Annotated in this window: 14 protein-coding genes; 7 read left to right on the top strand and 7 right to left on the bottom strand. The window is 36.5% G+C overall.

Annotated elements, in window-relative coordinates; all coding sequences use genetic code 11:
* Positions 1-12: 12 nt before the first annotated feature.
* The 3 genes from NPX36_RS04740 (at position 13) to NPX36_RS04730 (ending at position 3,921) form a co-directional block, all read left to right on the top strand.
* Positions 13-1,974, top strand: a complete 1,962-nt coding sequence (locus NPX36_RS04740; RefSeq protein ID WP_257500266.1) for an OmpA family protein — start codon at positions 13-15, stop codon at positions 1,972-1,974.
* 166 nt (positions 1,975-2,140) lie between these two features.
* Positions 2,141-3,331 carry a phosphoglycerate kinase gene (locus NPX36_RS04735; RefSeq protein ID WP_257500265.1) on the top strand — a complete coding sequence of 397 codons (1,191 nt, stop codon included), beginning with the start codon at positions 2,141-2,143 and terminating at the stop codon, positions 3,329-3,331.
* Between the two features lie 104 nt (positions 3,332-3,435).
* Complete coding sequence (locus tag NPX36_RS04730) at positions 3,436-3,921, top strand: GNAT family N-acetyltransferase (protein ID WP_257500264.1); 486 nt, start codon at positions 3,436-3,438, stop codon at positions 3,919-3,921.
* Between the two features lie 472 nt (positions 3,922-4,393).
* Here the strand turns inward: NPX36_RS04730 and NPX36_RS04725 are convergent, their stop codons facing one another.
* From NPX36_RS04725 to NPX36_RS04700, 6 genes are all read right to left on the bottom strand, one after another.
* Positions 4,394-5,878 (bottom strand): hypothetical protein, encoded by a 1,485-nt coding sequence (locus tag NPX36_RS04725; RefSeq protein WP_257500263.1) that lies wholly within the window; start codon positions 5,876-5,878, stop codon positions 4,394-4,396.
* 220 nt (positions 5,879-6,098) lie between these two features.
* Positions 6,099-9,191, bottom strand: a complete 3,093-nt coding sequence (locus NPX36_RS04720) for an efflux RND transporter permease subunit (RefSeq protein WP_257500262.1) — start codon at positions 9,189-9,191, stop codon at positions 6,099-6,101.
* Positions 9,192-9,194: 3 nt separating this feature from the next.
* On the bottom strand, positions 9,195-10,289 hold the full coding sequence (locus tag NPX36_RS04715; protein WP_257500261.1) for an efflux RND transporter periplasmic adaptor subunit: 1,095 nt from the start codon (positions 10,287-10,289) through the stop codon (positions 9,195-9,197).
* A 4-nt stretch (positions 10,290-10,293) separates the two neighbouring features.
* Positions 10,294-11,544 carry a TolC family protein gene (locus tag NPX36_RS04710; RefSeq protein ID WP_257500260.1) on the bottom strand — a complete coding sequence of 417 codons (1,251 nt, stop codon included), beginning with the start codon at positions 11,542-11,544 and terminating at the stop codon, positions 10,294-10,296.
* An 85-nt stretch (positions 11,545-11,629) separates the two neighbouring features.
* Complete coding sequence (locus tag NPX36_RS04705) at positions 11,630-12,967, bottom strand: sensor histidine kinase (protein ID WP_257500259.1); 1,338 nt, start codon at positions 12,965-12,967, stop codon at positions 11,630-11,632.
* A 3-nt stretch (positions 12,968-12,970) separates the two neighbouring features.
* Positions 12,971-13,648, bottom strand: a complete 678-nt coding sequence (locus NPX36_RS04700) for a response regulator transcription factor (protein ID WP_257500258.1) — start codon at positions 13,646-13,648, stop codon at positions 12,971-12,973.
* 151 nt (positions 13,649-13,799) lie between these two features.
* On the opposite strand from NPX36_RS04700, the gene NPX36_RS04695 reads away from it, so the two are divergent.
* On the top strand, positions 13,800-14,798 hold the full coding sequence (locus NPX36_RS04695; protein ID WP_257500257.1) for a DUF4837 family protein: 999 nt from the start codon (positions 13,800-13,802) through the stop codon (positions 14,796-14,798).
* Positions 14,782-15,225, top strand: a complete 444-nt coding sequence (locus tag NPX36_RS04690; protein ID WP_257500256.1) for a GNAT family N-acetyltransferase — start codon at positions 14,782-14,784, stop codon at positions 15,223-15,225. The genes NPX36_RS04695 and NPX36_RS04690 overlap by 17 nt, the downstream gene beginning before the upstream one ends.
* 51 nt (positions 15,226-15,276) lie before the next feature.
* Here the strand turns inward: NPX36_RS04690 and NPX36_RS04685 are convergent, their stop codons facing one another.
* A complete protein-coding gene (locus NPX36_RS04685; protein ID WP_257500255.1) occupies positions 15,277-15,603 on the bottom strand; it encodes a helix-turn-helix domain-containing protein in 327 nt (108 codons plus the stop codon).
* A gap of 252 nt (positions 15,604-15,855) precedes the next feature.
* Between NPX36_RS04685 and NPX36_RS04680 the strand changes: the two genes are divergently transcribed.
* Together NPX36_RS04680 and NPX36_RS04675 are read left to right on the top strand one after the other, a co-directional pair.
* Complete coding sequence (locus NPX36_RS04680; protein WP_257500254.1) at positions 15,856-17,850, top strand: hypothetical protein; 1,995 nt, start codon at positions 15,856-15,858, stop codon at positions 17,848-17,850.
* Positions 17,851-17,910: 60 nt separating this feature from the next.
* A complete protein-coding gene (locus NPX36_RS04675; protein ID WP_257500253.1) occupies positions 17,911-18,945 on the top strand; it encodes a hypothetical protein in 1,035 nt (344 codons plus the stop codon).
* Positions 18,946-19,022 lie beyond the last annotated feature (77 nt).

The raw sequence follows: 19,022 nt of genomic DNA, 5'->3' as shown, positions 1-19,022 counted from the left end.
AAATAAAGAAAAATGAAAAAAGGGATATATAGAGCCGCTTTGTTCACCGCCTTTATGCTGGGGAACACGGGGGCACAAGCACAAGCGGGATTAAATACAGCCGATAAAGACTACAACCAATGGGCTTATGTAGATGCAATCAGCATTTACGAGAAAGTAGCCAACCGCGGCTATGCCGGGAAGGATGTACTAGAAAAGTTAGGCAACGCCTACTACTTTAACGCACGCTATGGCGAAGCCCAAAAGCACTACGAACGCTTGTTCAAAGAATTTGGCAGCGAAAACATTGGCAGCGAGTACTATTACCGCTACGCCCAAACCTTGCAACACGTGGGCAAAGAAAGCGAATCAAAGCGCTACTACGACCAGTTTGTAAGCAAAGCCGGCAGCCACACGCAGCGTTCTAAAATCCGCCAGAACGAAGCCGCGCTTAAAAAGCAGATACAAGCCAATTCAGGTCGCTACGACCAGATCAAGAACTTGGAGATCAACACGCCTTATTCCGATTACGGAAGCTATGTACACAACAACCAATTGTACTTTACCAGCGCGCGCGACACGGGCAGCTTGCACAAACGCGAACACACCTGGACAGGCGATGCCTTTACCAGCTTGTACAGCGTAGCCGAAACGGCAAGCAAAGATGATAAAGTAACCCGATTGAAAGGAAAGGTAAAATCACCACTTAACGAATCCACAGCGGTAATCACCAAAGACGGCAAGACGATGTATTTCACACGCAACAACTACATCAACCGTACCCGTAAATACGATGCCGACAAAAACACGAAGCTTAAAATCTACCGTGCAGAAAACGTGGAGGGCAAATGGGAGCACATAACCGAGTTACCGTTCAATATGGACGGCTACAACACGGCACACCCCACCTTAAGCCAAGACGAAGCCACAATGTATTTTGCGAGCGACCGTCCGGGAGGCTTCGGCGAATCGGATTTGTGGCAGGTAGCAATTCATCCCTCAGGAGCTTTTGGCGGACCTGTAAACATGGGTGAGGGGATCAACACCGAAGGCAGAGAAACCTTTCCGTTTGTAACCGAAAGTGGGGAATTGTATTTTTCAAGCGACGGTAGAGTAGGACTAGGCGGACTTGATGTATATGCCACAAAATTAGACAGAAACAGCCAACCCGGGGAAATCCACAACGTAGGAGCACCAATCAACGGAAATGCCGATGATTTTGCGTATTATATCGACCCAAACACCAAACAAGGCTTCTTTTCAAGCAACCGTGAAGGCGGCAACGGCAACGACGATATTTACAGTTTCCATGAAATCAAACCGTTGCAACTAGAATGCATCCAAAAATTGCTTTTAAAAGTAGTAGATGCAAAAACCCGCAACATCATTAGCGATGCCAACGTAACGTTGTACAACAATTTGTACGGCGAATTAGAAAGCAGCAACCGCTACCAAAACGGCGGTTATGTGTTCAACAACGAATTCAAATGTGGGGAAACCTACCGCTTAAAAGCGGAAAAAGAAGGCTATACGACCCAAGAAGACGTGGTGCGTTTGCCCAATGAAAGCGGTGTAACCGAGCACACCATTGTTTTGGAACCAGCGAAAACCCCTGTAAAAGTAGGCGACGACTTGTTTAAAGTATTAAAACTGAATCCGATTTATTTTGATTTAGACAAATACAACATCCGTCCGGATGCAGCGGCAGAGCTGGCAAAAGTATTGGCGGTATTGGAAGAATATCCAACGATGAAAATCGACATTCGTTCGCATACCGACAGCCGTGCATCGCACAAGTACAACGACAGATTGTCTGAGAACCGCGCAAAATCGACCAGAGAATGGTTGATTGACCAAGGTATCAGTTCGTCACGATTAACATCGAAAGGCTATGGCGAGCGCCAATTAGTCAACGAATGTGCCGACGGAGTGAAGTGTAGCGAAGAAGCACACCAAGCCAACCGTAGATCCGAGTTTATTATCGTGGAGATGTAAACCACCCACACAAAGGATTAAAACTTATTAAACACCCCCAAATGGTAAAATATACCGTTTGGGGGTGGTTTTTTGTGGGGGGAGGATAATCTTCCTTAATAAATCAAAATAAAATCAATTCACAAAATTGTATATTTGTCACTTAAAACAATTCAACTTAAAATAAATGAAAACAATTAACGATTTCGATTTTAATAATAAAAAAGCCATTGTTCGTGTAGATTTCAATGTGCCGTTAAACGATCAGTTTCAGGTAACCGATGACAATCGTATTGTAGCTGCAAAACCCACTATCGAAAAAATAGTGAACGATGGAGGTGTGGCGGTTTTAATGTCGCATTTAGGTCGTCCGAAAAATGGTCCGGAAGATAAATTTTCTTTAAAACATATCGTTTCAAAAATAGAAGAAGTTTTAGGCAGAAAAGTAACTTTTGTAAACGATTCGGTGGGAAGTGAAGTAGAAAAAGTAGTTGCAAATGCACAGCCGGGAGCTATTATTTTATTAGAAAATCTGCGTTTTTATAAAGAAGAGGAGGCTGGAGATGAAGATTTTGCAAAACAATTAGCCCATTTGGGTGATGTGTACGTGAACGATGCTTTTGGAACCGCACATCGCGCGCACGCCTCCACAACTATTGTTGCACAATTTTTCCCTAACGATAAATGTTTTGGTTTTTTATTGGCAAAGGAAATTGAAAGTATTGATAAAGTTTTAAATTCAAATGATAAACCTGTGACTGCTGTTTTGGGAGGATCAAAAGTATCTTCAAAAATCACTATTATCGAAAACATTTTAGACAAAGTGGATCACATGATTATTGGAGGTGGTATGATGTTTACTTTTATTAAAGCAAAAGGAGGGATGGTTGGAAATTCTATTGTTGAAGACGATAAAATGCAACTTGCATTAGAAATTTTGGAAAAAGCAAAAGCTAAAAATGTTCAAATTCACATTCCTGTTGATGTGGTTGCAGCAGACGCATTTTCAAATGATGCTCACACACAAATTGTTGACGCAAACAATATTCCAGAGGGCTGGCAAGGTTTAGATGTTGGACCAAAAACCTTAGAGCAATTTAACAAGGTTATTATGGATTCTAAAATTATTTTATGGAATGGACCACTAGGTGTTTTCGAAATGGAAAAGTTTGCGCCAGGCACCATTACATTAGGTAATTTTATTGCAGATGCCACCCAAGCAGGAACATTTTCATTAGTAGGTGGTGGCGATTCTGTGGCAGCAGTAAAACAATTTGGTTTAGAAGAAAAAATGAGTTATGTTTCAACCGGAGGTGGCGCTATGTTGGAAATGCTTGAAGGACAAACCCTCCCCGGAATTGCGGCTATACAAGGATAATCTCCTCTTTAACAAAAAAAATCAGGTTTTAAACCTGATTTTTTTTTTTTTAAACATCAACTCACAATTTTTCATAGCTTTACCACAACACATACATATAGAAAATGACCATACAACTTGCACAACCCAAAGATTTAAGCAGCATTATGCAAGTGATTGATGATGCCCGAAACAATATGCGCGCCAACGGAAACCATACCCAATGGATCAATGGATATCCGTCAGCGGCAGTTATTCTGAATGATATCAACCAAAATATAGGATACATTTGTGTAAACGACACCAAAATGGTGGGTTATTTTTCTTTTTTAAAGGGCGATAATCCGGAGCCGACTTACAACGTTATCGACAACGGAAAATGGCTGAATAATGAACCTTATGGGGTGATTCACAGATTGGCACCAAACGGAGTGGCTAAAGGAGTTGCCAAAGCTTGTTTTGATTATTGCTTTGCGCAGATTAACAACATTCGAGTTGACACCAACAACAATAACCTACCGATGCAAAATTTCTTAAAAAAATATGGTTTTGTGTATTGCGGCGTTATTTATGTGGCAGATGGTTCTCCAAGAGATGCTTTTCAGATGTAGACTAGGACTAGAGTTAATATATTGTTTATTTTAAAAAACCTTTATCAATTAAGACAAAAGTTTTTTTATTATATGTTAAACATTTTATTCCATATATAAGCGAACTGAGTAATAATACAGAATACAAGCATTACCTCTAATAAATACTTAAAAAGAATTAGTTGATTACGTTCTTTACTTAAATTCATTGCATCAAAAAATCTAGTAATTACCATACCTATACACAAAAATAATATCATAAAAATATCATTTAATTCAAATGTTTCAAGCATTAAACCTAAAACTAATAAACTCACTCCGAGTATAGATAGCAAAATTTCATTCTTTTTAGAAAAAACTGTTAACGGCTTTAATCTTGTATACATAAAGTAATCAAGTATAAAAGCAAAAATTAATAATATTAAGAAGCCTATCATTTTAAAAAATTTTCGCAAAAGTATGGATTTCTCGCAAAAAGAAAAGGCTTATTAATTTATAGCGAGAAATAGGCTAAAAAGTTTCCTATATAAACACCTTGGTTGTTTAATGTAAATTTATCTAATTCCGCATTTATGTCTGCAAATAAAGATTTTTCTCTTGTGTTCATGCTAGAATGACCAATTGTGAAAAATCCGTTTATTGTAGGAATACTGAAACCGCTGTCATCTGCTTCATATCCATAGTAAGAGCCGTATAATAGTTTTTTACCATCAAGCGAAAGCATATAAGTATAAACGTCGCGCATTCCAGCATTTTTAGGTTGATATGCTTTTTTGGTGGTTTCAAAAATTTGACTTTTTTGGTCTAAAACAGAGCTTATTACTAATGCATCATTATCGAATGTTTTGTACAAATCGCCAGATGCAGGAATAAAAGTAGACCATACTTGTTCGCCATTACCATTGAATTTTGAGAGCGTATGATTTTCGTTATTGGATATGGGCTTATTAAACAACGTGTTAGCTGTTATTAAATTTTTAGTAACAGAAATCTTGTCTGTGTAATGTAAAGTCATAAAATACACCTCATCATTAATAACTGTTATATTGCTTGGGTTTTTGTTTATGTTTGTTAGTGGATAGGGTACAAATGATTTTTCATTTCCAAAATAGGTGCTCCATAAGCGTTTTCCATCAAAGCTAAATTTCGATAAAAACACACTTGCAGTCGTATATATCTCACTATTGGTAACAGGTTGATAACTTCCTGCTGTTCCAAAATAGGTACTCCCTGATGTTTGTGCTAAATGCATTCCATAAATATATAATCCTTTTTCTGATGGGATTATTGCATTTATTCTTGAATCATCTTTTGCATAAAAGGTACTCCATACATGTTCTCCATTAGTATTAAGCTTGGTAATAACATCTTGATATTGCATAGAAGATTTAACGTCAGCAGTATCTTGAAAAAATGAAAGAGATAAAGTGTCTTTTTTAGATCGCTTATTTACGATATAAATATCATCATTCTTATCAATAGCTAAAGGCCTTGCATTTTGCGGAATATCATAAAAATAGGTAAACCACGCTTGCGAACCATCAGGATGAACCTTAGTGATAAAAGAATAGCCACTATAAACAGTTGCTTTTACTTCTGAATTAAATGCGTTTTCAGAAGCTAAATCTTTAGCCAAAGTTCTACCCGTAATTATTAAGTTGTTTTTAGAATCAAACTTTATTTGTGTGATAACTGTTCCTTTTTCCGAGCCTGGGATTTTATATATTAACTTTGATTTTGAACTTTCGCGATCGTATGCTATTACTTCATCAAAATTTTCACTTACAACGTATAAGTTTCCATTGTTTGGATTTACTTCTGATACAAAAGGGATGCTTAAAATTTTTCTAACTGCAGAGAAAGGTCTTTCAGGCTTATCAAAGAGCGGTATCATGCTTCCCCATGTTCTTTTGTAGGATAATTGACCATAGCCGTATGTAAAGTTAATTAAGAGAAATAATAGAATTGCTTTTTTCATTAGATCGCTATTTAAAAAGTAAAAATAACACTATTTATCTGTCAATAAAATATTATGTGAAACAAAAAAAGCAAGTTGCCATGTTGCAACTTGCTTTAATAGATAAAAAACACTCGTTCGTTAATGAATAATTAACTATTTTGAATGATGCTGCTAAATTACTGCAGTAGGGTAAACGAACGGTTATGTGTAAGTTATCTGTATATTATTTTAAAGTTTTTTATTCTTTTTGTTTTCTATATGCGTAATAAAAAACTATTGGAAGTATGGAAAAGGATAAAATTAAACACACAATCAATCCGCCTACAATCATAATTGCCAATGGTTTTTGTATTTCAGATCCCATTCCGGTTGATAATGCTGCGGGTAATAATCCCATCGATCCCATTAAAGCAATCATTACTACTGGGCGTATTCTGCTTTTCACTCCGCTTGCAATGGCTTCTTTTAGTTTCATTCTCTGTTTTAAATTTTCGCTTATAACGCCTATCAAAACAATACCGTCGATCGTTGCAACACCAAACAGAATAATAAAACCAATACCTGCCGAAATACCAAAAACTGTTCCTGTAAACCAAAGTGAGATAAATCCACCAATAAAAGCAAAAGGTAATGTTAACGATGCTATTGCGGTGTCTTTAATGTTGCCAAAATTGGTGTACAGCAATAATAAAATCAACACCAGCGAAACCGGAACAACCAATGCTAACTGCTTTGTTGCACGTTCTTTACTTTCAAATTCACCCGCCCATTCGGTATAATTTTCTTTCGGAAGTTTCACTTCTTTCGCAACTACTTTTTTGGCTTCGGCAATAGTGCTGCCTAAATCTCGTCCTTCAATGCTAAATCCTACACCAATATAGCGGCTGTTTCCTTCGCGATAAATAAATGCTGGGCCAGTCTTGTAACCAATCGTAGCAATTTCTTGTAAAGGAACGTTGTGTCCGTTGCTTGTTGGTATTAAAATGTTTGCAATTTTTTCAGGAGAATCTCTATAAGCTTCCTGAAAACGTAAAATTACATCAAACTTGCGGTCGCCTTCGTAAAACTGGGTAGCAGCTTGTCCGCCAATGGTCATTTCAACTACAGCCTGAACATCGGCGGTTTGAATGCCGTATCGAGCCATTTTGGAATCGTGCAGTTGAATGCGCAATTCCGGTAAACCAATGTTTTTATAAACGTTGATGTCAGTGATACCGCGCACTTTTGCAATAGACGCTGCCACTTTATTAGCATATTTTTCCAGATCGTATAAATCATCCCCAAAAATCTTTATGACTAGCGCACTTTTCACGCCGGCAACATATTCTTCCACATTGTCTTGAATGGGTTGACTAAATCCAAAGGTAATCCCTGGATATCGGTTTAATTTGGTTCGAAGCTCCTGAATAATGTCTTCTTTGGAAACCTTTCGGGTCCAATCGGCTGCGTCTTTTAGCTGAATATTAAATTCAATGTTGAAAAATCCGGTGGGATCGGTACCATCGTTCGGTCGCCCGGTTTGTGTTAGAATAAAATCAATTTCCTCACAATCTTTCTGCATCAATTGTTTCATTTCTTTGGTGATGCGGGTCGATTCTTTCAAATTCACACTATTCGGAAGGGTTGCACGAATATAGATTGCACCTTCGTTTAATTTCGGTAAAAATTCAGAACCATAGTTCATGAATTTGAACACACAAACGCCTAAAATTGCCAAGAAAATTCCTAAAGTGGCTTTTTTATATTTAAAAGCGGTACTGTATAAACCAAAAACTGTTTTTTGAAAAAAACGGGTAATGAAATTCTCTTTTTCTTCTATGTTTTTAGTGAATAATAGTTTGCACATTGCCGGCACGTAGGTTAAACTCAAAATTAATGAACCCAACAAAGCATAACCCAATGTAAACGCCAACGGAGAGAACATTTTTCCCTCTACCTTTTGGAATGAAAAGATAGGTAACAATGCCACAATTAAAATGATTAATGCAAAAAAGATATAAGATGCTACACTACCAGCACTTTTCTTAATAACGCCCATTTTGCTCATTTTTGCGAAACGTTCAGGGCCCACTTTGTGCGACAGCGTGGCGAGGGCAACGAATACGGTTTCAACAATTACGAGCGTTCCTTCGAGCAACAAACCAAAATCGAGCGAACCCATAGAGATCAAGTTGGCGGGCAAGCCTTGTATCTTGAGCATAATGATAGCAAACAAAAACGAAAGCGGAATAACCGATGCTACAATTACAGTAGATTTCCAGTTGTAAAGAAACACAAAAACGATTAACGATACCAAAAGCACACCTTCAACCAAGTTTTTTGATACGGTTTTCACGGTATTATCAACCAATTTGGTACGATCTACCACGGTTTCGATTGTTACATCGTCTGGTAAGGTGCGTTCGTTTAATTCAGTAATTTTGGCTCTAAGATCTTCTATCACTTTTGATGGATTTTCGCCACGAAGCATAATCACAATACCTTGCACCACATCATCTTGCTCATTGTATCCTACTTGTCCTAAGCGTGGTTTGTGTGATACCAACACATCTGCCACATTTTTTATAAGAATGGGGGTAGATCCATTGAGTTTTATGGTGATATTTTCTATATCCTCAATTTTATCCAACAAACCCACACCACGAACCACATACGCTTGATTTCCTTGTTCAATCACATCTCCACCTACATTTATGTTTGATTTGGAAACGGCTTCGTAAACATCTAACGGCGACAAATCGAAATTCTTCAACTCCGTAGGATTTATTTTTACTTCAAACGATTTTTTTTCCCCACCAAAACTCACCACGTCTGCAACGCCGGGAACAGAAAGCAGTTCGCGTTCAATAACCCAATCTTGAATAGCAGTTACTTCTTTCAGCGGAAGGTTGCTTTTTATGATATAGCGAAATATTTCACCTGTGGCTCCTGAAGGTGGTTCAATTTCAGCATCGGCACCATCGGGCAAATCCACGCCTGCCAGTTTGTTTGATACATATTGCTGTGCATAAAAGTCATCTACACCGTCTTCAAACTGCACGGTAACCACCGAAAGTCCAAAAAGCGAAATAGAGCGAATGTTTGATTTATGCGGAATACTGTTCATTACCTTTGAAACGGGAAGCGTAACAAGTTTTTCCATTTCCTCGGCACTGCGGCCTGGCCATTGGGTGATGATTCGGGCTCTGGTGTTGGTTACATCAGGAAACGCCTCAATGGGCGTTTGTTTCAGTGCGAAGATTCCTCCAAAAAGCAAAGCCAGTACCCCAAAAAGCACAAAAGTGGTGTTTTTCAAGGAAAAGGTTACGATGTTCTGTACAAATTTCTGCATAACTTATTGGTTTAATTCTTCAAAAATGATTAAAGCGTTGGTGTTTACAATTTTTTCATCGGCAGCAAATGTTTCACGAACGAAGGTGTATTCTTCATTGCTAGCGATTCTATTGATTTGCTTTGCAGCTAACGAACATTTGTTTTTGTAAACCACCACATACTCTTTGTTATTGCTAAATACAATTGCTTTATTTGGCACGGCAAAAGCTTCGCCTTGGGTGTTTTTTTTATCGATAATAATATCGGCACTCAAACCAGGCATTAAGTTCAATTCTTGGTTTTCAAGTATTACCCGTGCTTTTAAAACATGCTCATTAGCATCGAATACATTGTAAATTTTATCAATTCTTCCCGAATAGATTTTATCAGGATAGGCAACCGTTCGAACCTTTACAGGGTCGTTTTTATGAATATATTTTAAATTGTTGGCATAGATATTCACCATTACCCACACTTCTTTTAGGTTTGATATAGAGAAAAGCGGCTCTTGGTCATCTGCAGTGATTGCCATACCCGAACTCATATTTTTTTGAACGATGTATCCGTTTTTAGGCGCCAAAATTTGAAAAAAACCATTGCCTGTCCCGCGAAACATTTTTAAAGAAGCATTGATTTTCTCAGCTTCGATCTGCTCTGCTTTTAATGCGTATTCAATTTCAGAAACTTCGGGTTGCGATGCCATACCGTCGTTTAATAATTCTTTTTTGCTTTGCAATTGCTTTTGTAAAAGGGCTATTTGGTTCTCGTGTGCACGTTTTTCCTGCATTAAATCTTGGATTTCGTTCGATCGTACTACTCCTAAAACTTGACCTTGTTTTACATAGTCGCCCAATTCAAAATGCACTTTTTCAACAATTCCTTGCAGCAAACTTTTAAAGGCAACCAAATCGTTTTCGTTGTATTCTATTTTGCCCGATAAGGTCAATTGTTCTTGAATGGGTTGTTTGCTAATTGCCGTGGTTTGGGTGTTGGCGTGCAATTCGTTGCTTAAACAAAATGCTTTTTTCTCTGTAGTGGTTTCTAGAGTATCGTTTTCTTTTTTACAAGCCGTAAACAAAACGCCCCAAAAAAGGAGTAATAAGCTGTATTTTTTCATAATATTATAATTCTTTTCCTGTTAAATAATTTAGTTCTTCTAGGGTGTGCTGGTAATTTTCTACTAATTCGTTATAAGCTTGTTGTGCTTCGCGGTATGCTTGCGTAAAATCTAAAAACTCTAAAAGTGTAATTTGTTTGGTTTGTAGGTGTTTTTTATAATTCTCAATCATTTGTTCGTGCTCTTTTGTTTGCATACCCGACCATTTTTGTAATGATTGATTGATAATGCTTAATTGGCTTTGCAGTTGTTGCACAGATTGATCTAATGCTGTTTCTAATGCTTGTTGCTGTTTTTCTTGTTGATCTATCGTGTGTTTGGCTGCTTTAATAGCGCCTTTGTTTTTGTTAAAAATGGGTAAATCAACACTTACACCTACGCCCATAAAATCGCGCATAATGTTCCCGCCGCGGTCATATCCAATTTGAATATTTAGGTCGGGTATGCGTTTTGCTTGTTCCAAAAGCAATTGTTGGCGTGCCATTTGGGTTTCGTTTTGTTGTTGTTTCAGCTCTATATTGTTCTGCATTGCAGCTTGTTGCAAGTCTATCGGCAGATTTTTAGGTGAAAATGCCTGTTTTGGAAAACTTATTTGATTTATTTCAAGCGTGCTATTCTGTGTAAGCACTCTTAGTTTATGAATATTTTCTGTTTTTTCATTTTCTAATGCTACTTGTTCTTTTTGCAAAGCAATTAATTCGGTTTGCATACGGAAATATTCAGCTTTAGGAACGTTTTTTAGTTCGGTTTGGCGTTCGTATTGGTCACTCATTTGCTGAAACAACGCAACCATATTTTTTAAAAGCAGTTCTTCGGTTTGTACTTTATGCAGCGTATAATAAGTTTGGCGCAATTCTTTCTTTAGAGAACGCATTAACTCTTCAAATTCAAAAACGGCATTGTTTTTTTCTAACTGTTTTAAAGCCACACGCTTTTTGCGTTTTCCGGCCGTTTCGATAAGTTGTTCCAATTCTACTGTAACTTGTTGGTTGATACCGTATGTTCCAAATATGGGCGGTTGCTCTTCGATTTGATAGGTTTTCCAAAGATTCACTTCAGAAACAGTAAGGTTGGGATTTGGCCATAGTTTTTCTTGAACAATTTCGGCTTCGGCGCGTTCTATATTGTACTTGCTTGCTATTAATACATAGTTTTTCTGTAAAAACTGACTTTCTAAATCAGTTAATTGATAGGTTTGCGCCTTAACTAAAGACGTGAACCCTATAAAAAGGATGGTTAAATAAATTCTGTTCACTGTATGATACTTTTAGAAAGCAAAAGTATCGTTGGAACATTAAAAAGGGTTTTAGTTAAAATTAAAAGTAGATTAGAATTGGTTTTTAAAAGGCTAATTCAACAATAGTTCCCACTGGGTGATTTGCGCTCAAAGTAAGCGTGGCATTGTGCATTTGCAAAATAATATCTGCCATAGAAAGCCCAATACCTTTGCCTTGAAATTCGCCGGTATTGTTGCCGCGGTAAAAGTTCTGTTTAATTTGTTTTAAATCGCTTGCAGGAATACCGATTCCTTGATCAATAATTGCCAAAATTAAGCGGTTGTTTTTTTCGTAAAAACGAATGTTAACCAGTTTGTTGCCTGAATATTTTATAGCATTGCCCACCAAGTTGTTTAGGGCAACTTCAAGCATTTGTTCGTTTCCTTGCAGCGTGAGCAACGCTTCGTTGGTTACTTGTAAATCAACATCAATTTGTGCATTGTGATACAAAACAGCGTTTTCAATTACTTGCCAAACAATTTCATCAATACGCACCGATTTAAACTCAAAACTGGTTTTCACACCCGAAAGCAGCATCATTTGGTCTAATGTTTCTTGTAAATCGTTGGTATATTGTTTTAATTGATTAATAATTTGTTCGTGTTCTTCTAGGGTGCGTTTTTTGTTGTGAGCAACTTCCAAAGTTCCCAATAAGGCAGTTATTGGTGTTCGAAGTTCGTGCGAAACATAATCGATAAAGTTTTTTTGAATCGTGAATGTTTGCGAAATTTTATGGATAAAATGATTATAAGTTTCCATTAAATCATCAATTTCGGCGTATGTTTTCTTCAATTCAAGCGGTTGATTAAAATTGCGGGTGTCGCGCTCTTTAATTTGTGAAATAATTTTTAGAATAGGTTCATAAGCAATATGTCCTAAAAAAAGAGAAAAGAAATAAATAAAAGCAAGCCCAATTACCGATACAATTGCCAAAATATGCAACAAGGAAAGCATTTGCTCGTTAAATTCATCTTTTGGTTCGCGGGTAATCACCACAAAATCGCCTTGATTGTCATGGTAAAAAATACCGTTATAAAAAAAGTGTTCGTCCGTAAATGAATGGTTGTTGTTTGTTCGAACCATTTCAATAAAATCATTGGTGATGTTTTTATCGAACCGCATTTCACCGTTGAATTTTTTATTTATAGAATCATAGATGATGATGTTTTTCCGGGAGATGCTTTTCAGCAACATGCTTTTCACGTTTTCGTGTTCAAAAGTAGGCAGTTCATCTTGTTCTAAATAGTATAAAGCAGATAGAAGGGTTTTGTTTTCAAGCGATTGTATTTCCTTTTTTTCCATTTGGGTATAAAAAGAAAAATAGACCACTGCAGAAACAATAAGGATAATGACACTAAAGATCACAATAGAATACAAGGCAAGGCGGTGTTTTAATTTCATGTATCAGCTTTTAAACATATATCCAACTCCTTTTACGGTTTGAATATATTTGTTGTCTTCTTTCTCTATTTTATTGCGCAGGTACGATATATACACGTCAACCACATTGGTGTGATTGTTAAAAGTGATGCCCCAAACGGCATTTAAAATTTGTACACGTGTTACGGCCTTACCTTCGTTGGCAATTAGGTAGTTCAATAGTTTAAACTCGCGCGGTGAAAGTTCTGCTTCTATTCCGTTTACAAAAACCTTGTACTGATCAAGATCAATTAGCAATGCTCCGTATTCTTTGTTGTTTTCTACTTTCTCTTTTGTAAGTGCCGGATTGCGTCTTGTAAGTGCTTTGATACGCGAAAGCAATTCATCAAAATGAAAAGGTTTGGTGAGGTAATCATCTGCACCAAAGTCTAATGCCGAAACTTTATCTTGCACAGTGTTTAAAGCACTAAGCATTAAAATAGGGGTGTTGTTATTCTTATAGCGCAGTGTTTGCACCAATTGAATACCATCCATTCCAGGAAGCATCACATCGCAAATAATCAATGCAAATTCAATGTTTATGAAATGGTTCAACACTTCTTCGGCATTTTTGCAAAGCGTTACCACATAACCGTTTTCTTCCAATCCTTTTATTAAAAAGTCGCTTATTCTTTTATCATCTTCAACTACTAAAACTTGCATTTCAAGAAAAATTTATCAAATGTATGCTATAAATGTAAAAATAAAATATGGTAGGTTTTATTCTAACGTGTTTTTAATTTGTAATTAATTCTATTCTGAAGTGAAATTTCCGCGTGTTTGTGTAAATTTACAAAAATGAAGATCTGACGTTATGAAGTATTTTTTCTGTTTGATACTATTTTTCGGATTGCTTTTTGGTTGCAGTAAAAAAGAACAAACGCCAACAGCCAGCTTAAAGCCCTCGTTTGGAAATCGCAACGAAGTGGTTTTGGTAATTGACGACAGCTTGTGGGTGGGCAGTTTGGGCGATAGCATACGTGCACATCTTGCGCAAACCACAGCAGAAAGCACCACCACAGAACCCATTTTTGATTTGGTGCAATTAGATCCAAGTATTTTTACTACAAGAGCCAAAACAGCACGAAACATTGTGCTTTTTTCGATACATACCCAACATGAATTTTTGTTGCAGAAAAGCGTGCACGCCACACCGCAAAACTTCTTTTTTTTAAGAGCAAAAACAAAAAGCGATTTATTGGCGATGTTTAAAAAACGAGCCGATTCTGTTATTTCGGTTTTTAAGGCATCTGAATTAAATGAAGAAACGCACGAAGTGGTACGCACTTCTACCAAAGAATTAAGAGAATTGAAAGAGTTTTTTGGATGCACCTTAAAAATTCCGGATGATTATCATTTGCAAGTAAAAAGCGAATTTCCGTTTTTGTGGTATCAAAAAGATTTATCTTCGGGTAGTGTGAATTTAGTATTGTATGAATTTCCCATAGCCGAAATTGAAAACAACAAAGGTTCTGTTGAAGAACATCTTTTGCAAGCACGCAATTTTATTGGAAAGAAATTTATTAAAACCGCAAAAGATACTGCTTATATCACTACAAACACAAAAGAATATCAATTTGTTTCAAAAGAAAATATGTTGCAAATGCCCGCTTACAGAATTGTGGGCAGTTGGGAAACGGTAAACGACTACCTCAAAGGACCTTTTATTTCGTATGCCATTCGCGATGAATATTACCAACGCTATTTGTTTGTAGAAGGATACGTTAATAATCCTTTAAAAAACAAACGAGATCAAATTTTAGAAGTAGAAGCAATTATAAAAACCATAAATTTTAATGAAAACGGAAATTAAATCGTTCCAAGAACTTTCTGCTACCGAGTTGTACCACATTTTAGATTTGCGAAACCAAGTTTTTGTGGTAGAACAAAATTGTGCCTATTTGGATACCGATGGTTGCGATCAAGCAGCTACACATGTATTAATTTGGAACAATGATGAGGTGCTGGTGGCTTATGCGCGCGTAATTGCTCCTGGTGTAAAATACAAAAGCAGTAGCATTGGGCGTGTGGTGGTACATGCATCGTATCGGGCAAAAAATATCGGGCATTTACTAATGAAAACTGCAGTGCAAACTGTTTTTGATTTGTATAAAACCGGTCATATAACCATTTCTGCCCAAGCCCATTTGCAAAAGTTTTACAACCAGCATGGTTTTGTGACTTCTTCTGAAGTGTATTTAGAAGACAATATTCCGCATGTGCAAATGGTTCGCACCTAAAAATAACTACAAAAGGTTTTAATTTCTCAATGGCAAACGGTTTTTCGTTTGCTATTTTTTTTCGATTAAATTTTTCAAAGTTTCGATATGTTCTTTAAGCATTGAGATTGTTTCTTGGTAATGCTGAATAAGCGGTATTGATGCATTGCCCGTTGCTGGTAAACTTTTATTTTGCGCTGATTCATTGCTAAAAAACTCAAGTGCTGTAACTCCTAAAATATCTAAAATTTCATTTAAGCGTTCTAAAGTTAATTGTGTTTCCCCACTTTCAATCTTAGAATAGGCTCTTAAAGAAATACCCAATTTTTTTGCTAAATCTTCCTGAGTGTATTGTTTTTGTTTACGAAGTTGTCTCAATCGTTCATTTGCTTCCTTCATTATAAAATAGTGTTTCAGGAACAAATAGTTCCTTTTTATGTTAAAAATGTTTCAAATAAGAATTATTAATTCATATATTTACAAAAAATACGAATCAAAAGTTCTTGTTTTTATTATGTAGTCTAAGCTTTTTATGTTTTAAAGCTCAATTATTAGACCGTTTTTTTTAGAAAAGTCACATTTTACCTCTTTAAAAAAGATATATACGAGAAAATTATATAAAAAGAACAACTAATTGAAATTTTATTAACTATGAGAAAAATTACTATGTTGGCGGCCTTATGTGGGTCTGCTTATTTCGCAAATGCTCAAGTAGGTATAGGAACTTCTGAACCTGCTTCATCCACCATGTTAGAGATTAAATCTTCAGATAAAGGAGTTTTAATACCGAGAGTTTCATTAACGGAAACCGATTCTTTTAGTGGAGTCACAGGAACCGAAATCGAAAGTCTTTTGGTTTATAATACAGCCAATTCGGGTACGGGTAGTACTGCTGTTTCGCCCGGGTTTTATTATTGGACCATTCAAAATGGTACTACAACTGCACATTGGGAACGAATAGTTAACCAATCACAGTTAGACGAAGCTATTTCAAATATTACTGATGTGCAAGCCGATCTGAATAAAATTATCAATCTTTTAAAAGTAGCTTTTCCGGCAAATAATTTGGTTGATCCTGCTGTAACAGGTGATACGTTCGGAGGAGGCATGGTTTTTACTCCTGGAACAAATCCTACTATTGAATATGTTTACTTTGATGGAACAAATTATACCAAAAAAGATATTACCACCGACATTATTGCTATAATTAAAGGAAATGAATCTAAAACAAAAATTGTTACAATAAACAATAAACAGTACTACGTTTCTGAAAGTTATACGGGAACTGCCGACCCCGTAACTGGAACCGAAACTGGTGTTTATCAAATTGATGTTATTGGTGGTGTGGTAAACAACTTTAATGAATTTATAAATAGCACTGTTGGTGGTGGTGGAACAAATTATTCTACTGTTGAAGAATATATCGAGTATATATCTGAAAATGTTACAAAAACTGGTGAAACCCGAATTGTAATCGATACAAGTGTTACACCAAATCAAGCCTCTTTTGAACAATGGAACGGAACCACTTGGGTAACTGTTCCCAATACAGCTTTTAGTACAATCGTAAAATCAAATGAAACAATTACTACCTTAACTGCCGGTGCTAATGCTACTTATACCTACAAGAATGAAGCGGGTGTAGATGTTACAATCAATATACCAACAGCTGTTGTACAAAATTTAGATACCATTATTAACGCATCCACCAGCTTTAGTGGCTCCACATCCACAACATTAGTGCAATATATTCAAGAAATGATTGACAATACCGATCTGCCAGAAGGAATCGTTACAGCATCAATCACAGGAGGAAATATCATGTTTAATATCATCGATGCTTCGGGTACACCTCAGGCAGTTCCAGCAACAGCTTTCTCCGATATTGTAAAAGCTAATGAAAGCCTAACAACGCTTGCAAAAAGTACTAATAATTCAGCATATGTGCAGGTTACTGCAGATCCAAAGGCAGCTCAAAAGGTGGTTTATGAATACCTAACAGAGAATGCAACCATTAAAAATTATATGGATGTGACCGCTGATGTAGAATGGTCAATTGAGAATAATACAGATGTGCAAAATGCAATTGAAGATATTGTAAACAACTTATTAAATGAAGGTGGAAACGTTTATTTTACAAGAACAGAGATTGCAGCAGGAACTCCCGCAGGTCAATTGACAATTCCTGCATTTTCATTTTATACTATAAACAATACTACGGGGGTGAAGGAATTGGTTGATATAGCCCAAACAATTGTAAATGCAATTACCAATGCTACAGCAGTTCAAAAACAAGAAATTAAAAATCAATTAGGGGATGTTTATAATGAATCAACTGTTGTAAATACGGGCGATACATGGATTGATGGTGGTAAAATTTACACAGGAGTCTATGCTGCTACTGTTACTGGAAATACAGCGAATGTATCCACAATTACGATTATACCAGCCGCAGGAACAACCATTGGAAAAATAGTTAGCATTAAATTGCTGAACACTGATAACAGCCTAATAAATACTTCTACAACTGATATTGCTTTAACTGGAAACAATTTATCATTTAAAATTGGAACAGGTAATATGTATAATGTTTTGAGTACCTCAAACTTAAACGTAAAAGCAGTTGTAGAATTCTCTGCCCAATAATTTTTTAAATCAAACCATCTGTTTTTTCAAAGCAGATGGTTTTTCTAAACTAAATGAACTATGAATAATAAAATTATCTTTTTATCAGCTGTGTTATTTAGCGCTTTAGCATCGGCGCAAGTAAAAATTGGAGGAACAGATGGCACACCAAACCCCAATGCCATGTTAGAAGTAGAGGCAACTAACAAAGGTGTTTTGCTACCCCGCGTTGCATTAACATCCACAACCTCTTTTGCACCACTATCGGCACATGTTCAAGGTATGACTGTTTATAATACCGCCACAATAAATGATGTGGTTCCAGGTCAATATTATAACGACGGTAGCAAATGGAGCAGAATTGCAAATAGTACGGATATTCCCGCAGTAATAACAGCAAATAATGGTTTAACCAAAACTGGCAATAATATTGCTTTAGGTGGTAGTTTAGCAACATCAACAACAATTACCACTACTCCAAACAATGATTTAACCATTGCCACTACAGCTACCGGTATTACAGGAAAGTTGAAAGTTACGGGTTTGCCAGCAACAACTGCTGCACAATTACCTAGCGATAAAGTTCTTTTACAAGACGCAACAGGCATTCTAAAAACAGCAAACGCAAGCGATTTTGCCAAAACAAGAAATACGACCGTTTACCGAGCTGAAAACGACGGAGCTTGGAGTTTATTAGGTCTAACCATAGGAGGAACTAATTGGTCTAAAATCAACTTGCAAACAAGTGATACAAAGTTGGGAAATTCTGCACTGTTTAGTAATGGAAATTATACTGTGCCTTCAACGGGAATATACGCTATCAATTTTGAAGTGCAATTGGAAGGCGGAGTTGATTTAGGACTTCTTGGAGGAAGAAATCTTGCTGTTTTAAAAAATAATACGCTTTTGGAACAAAAGATGGTTGACGCCGTGCGGGTTTCTATTTTAGGAATTACCTTAGCTTCTGTTCCTGTGACCTCTACCTCTATAAATACGCTACACACATTAACAGCAGGAGATTTAATTTCATTTGGTGCGCAAGGTTCTGTATTAGATTTAGGTCTTTTAACAGATGGTAAAGTTTCTATTCATATTTACAAAATATCTGACTTATAGTTTGTGATTTTTCATCGTTTAAAAAGCGGTGATAAAGCTTACTAAACAATAATATGTTTTATGGATTTAACCTAAAA

The organism is Paenimyroides aestuarii, assembly GCF_024628805.1.
GTDB classification, from domain to species: Bacteria; Bacteroidota; Bacteroidia; order Flavobacteriales; family Flavobacteriaceae; genus Flavobacterium; species Flavobacterium aestuarii_A.
Note: the sequence above shows the minus strand (reverse complement) of the source record. Positions and strands in the feature narration are given on the sequence as shown.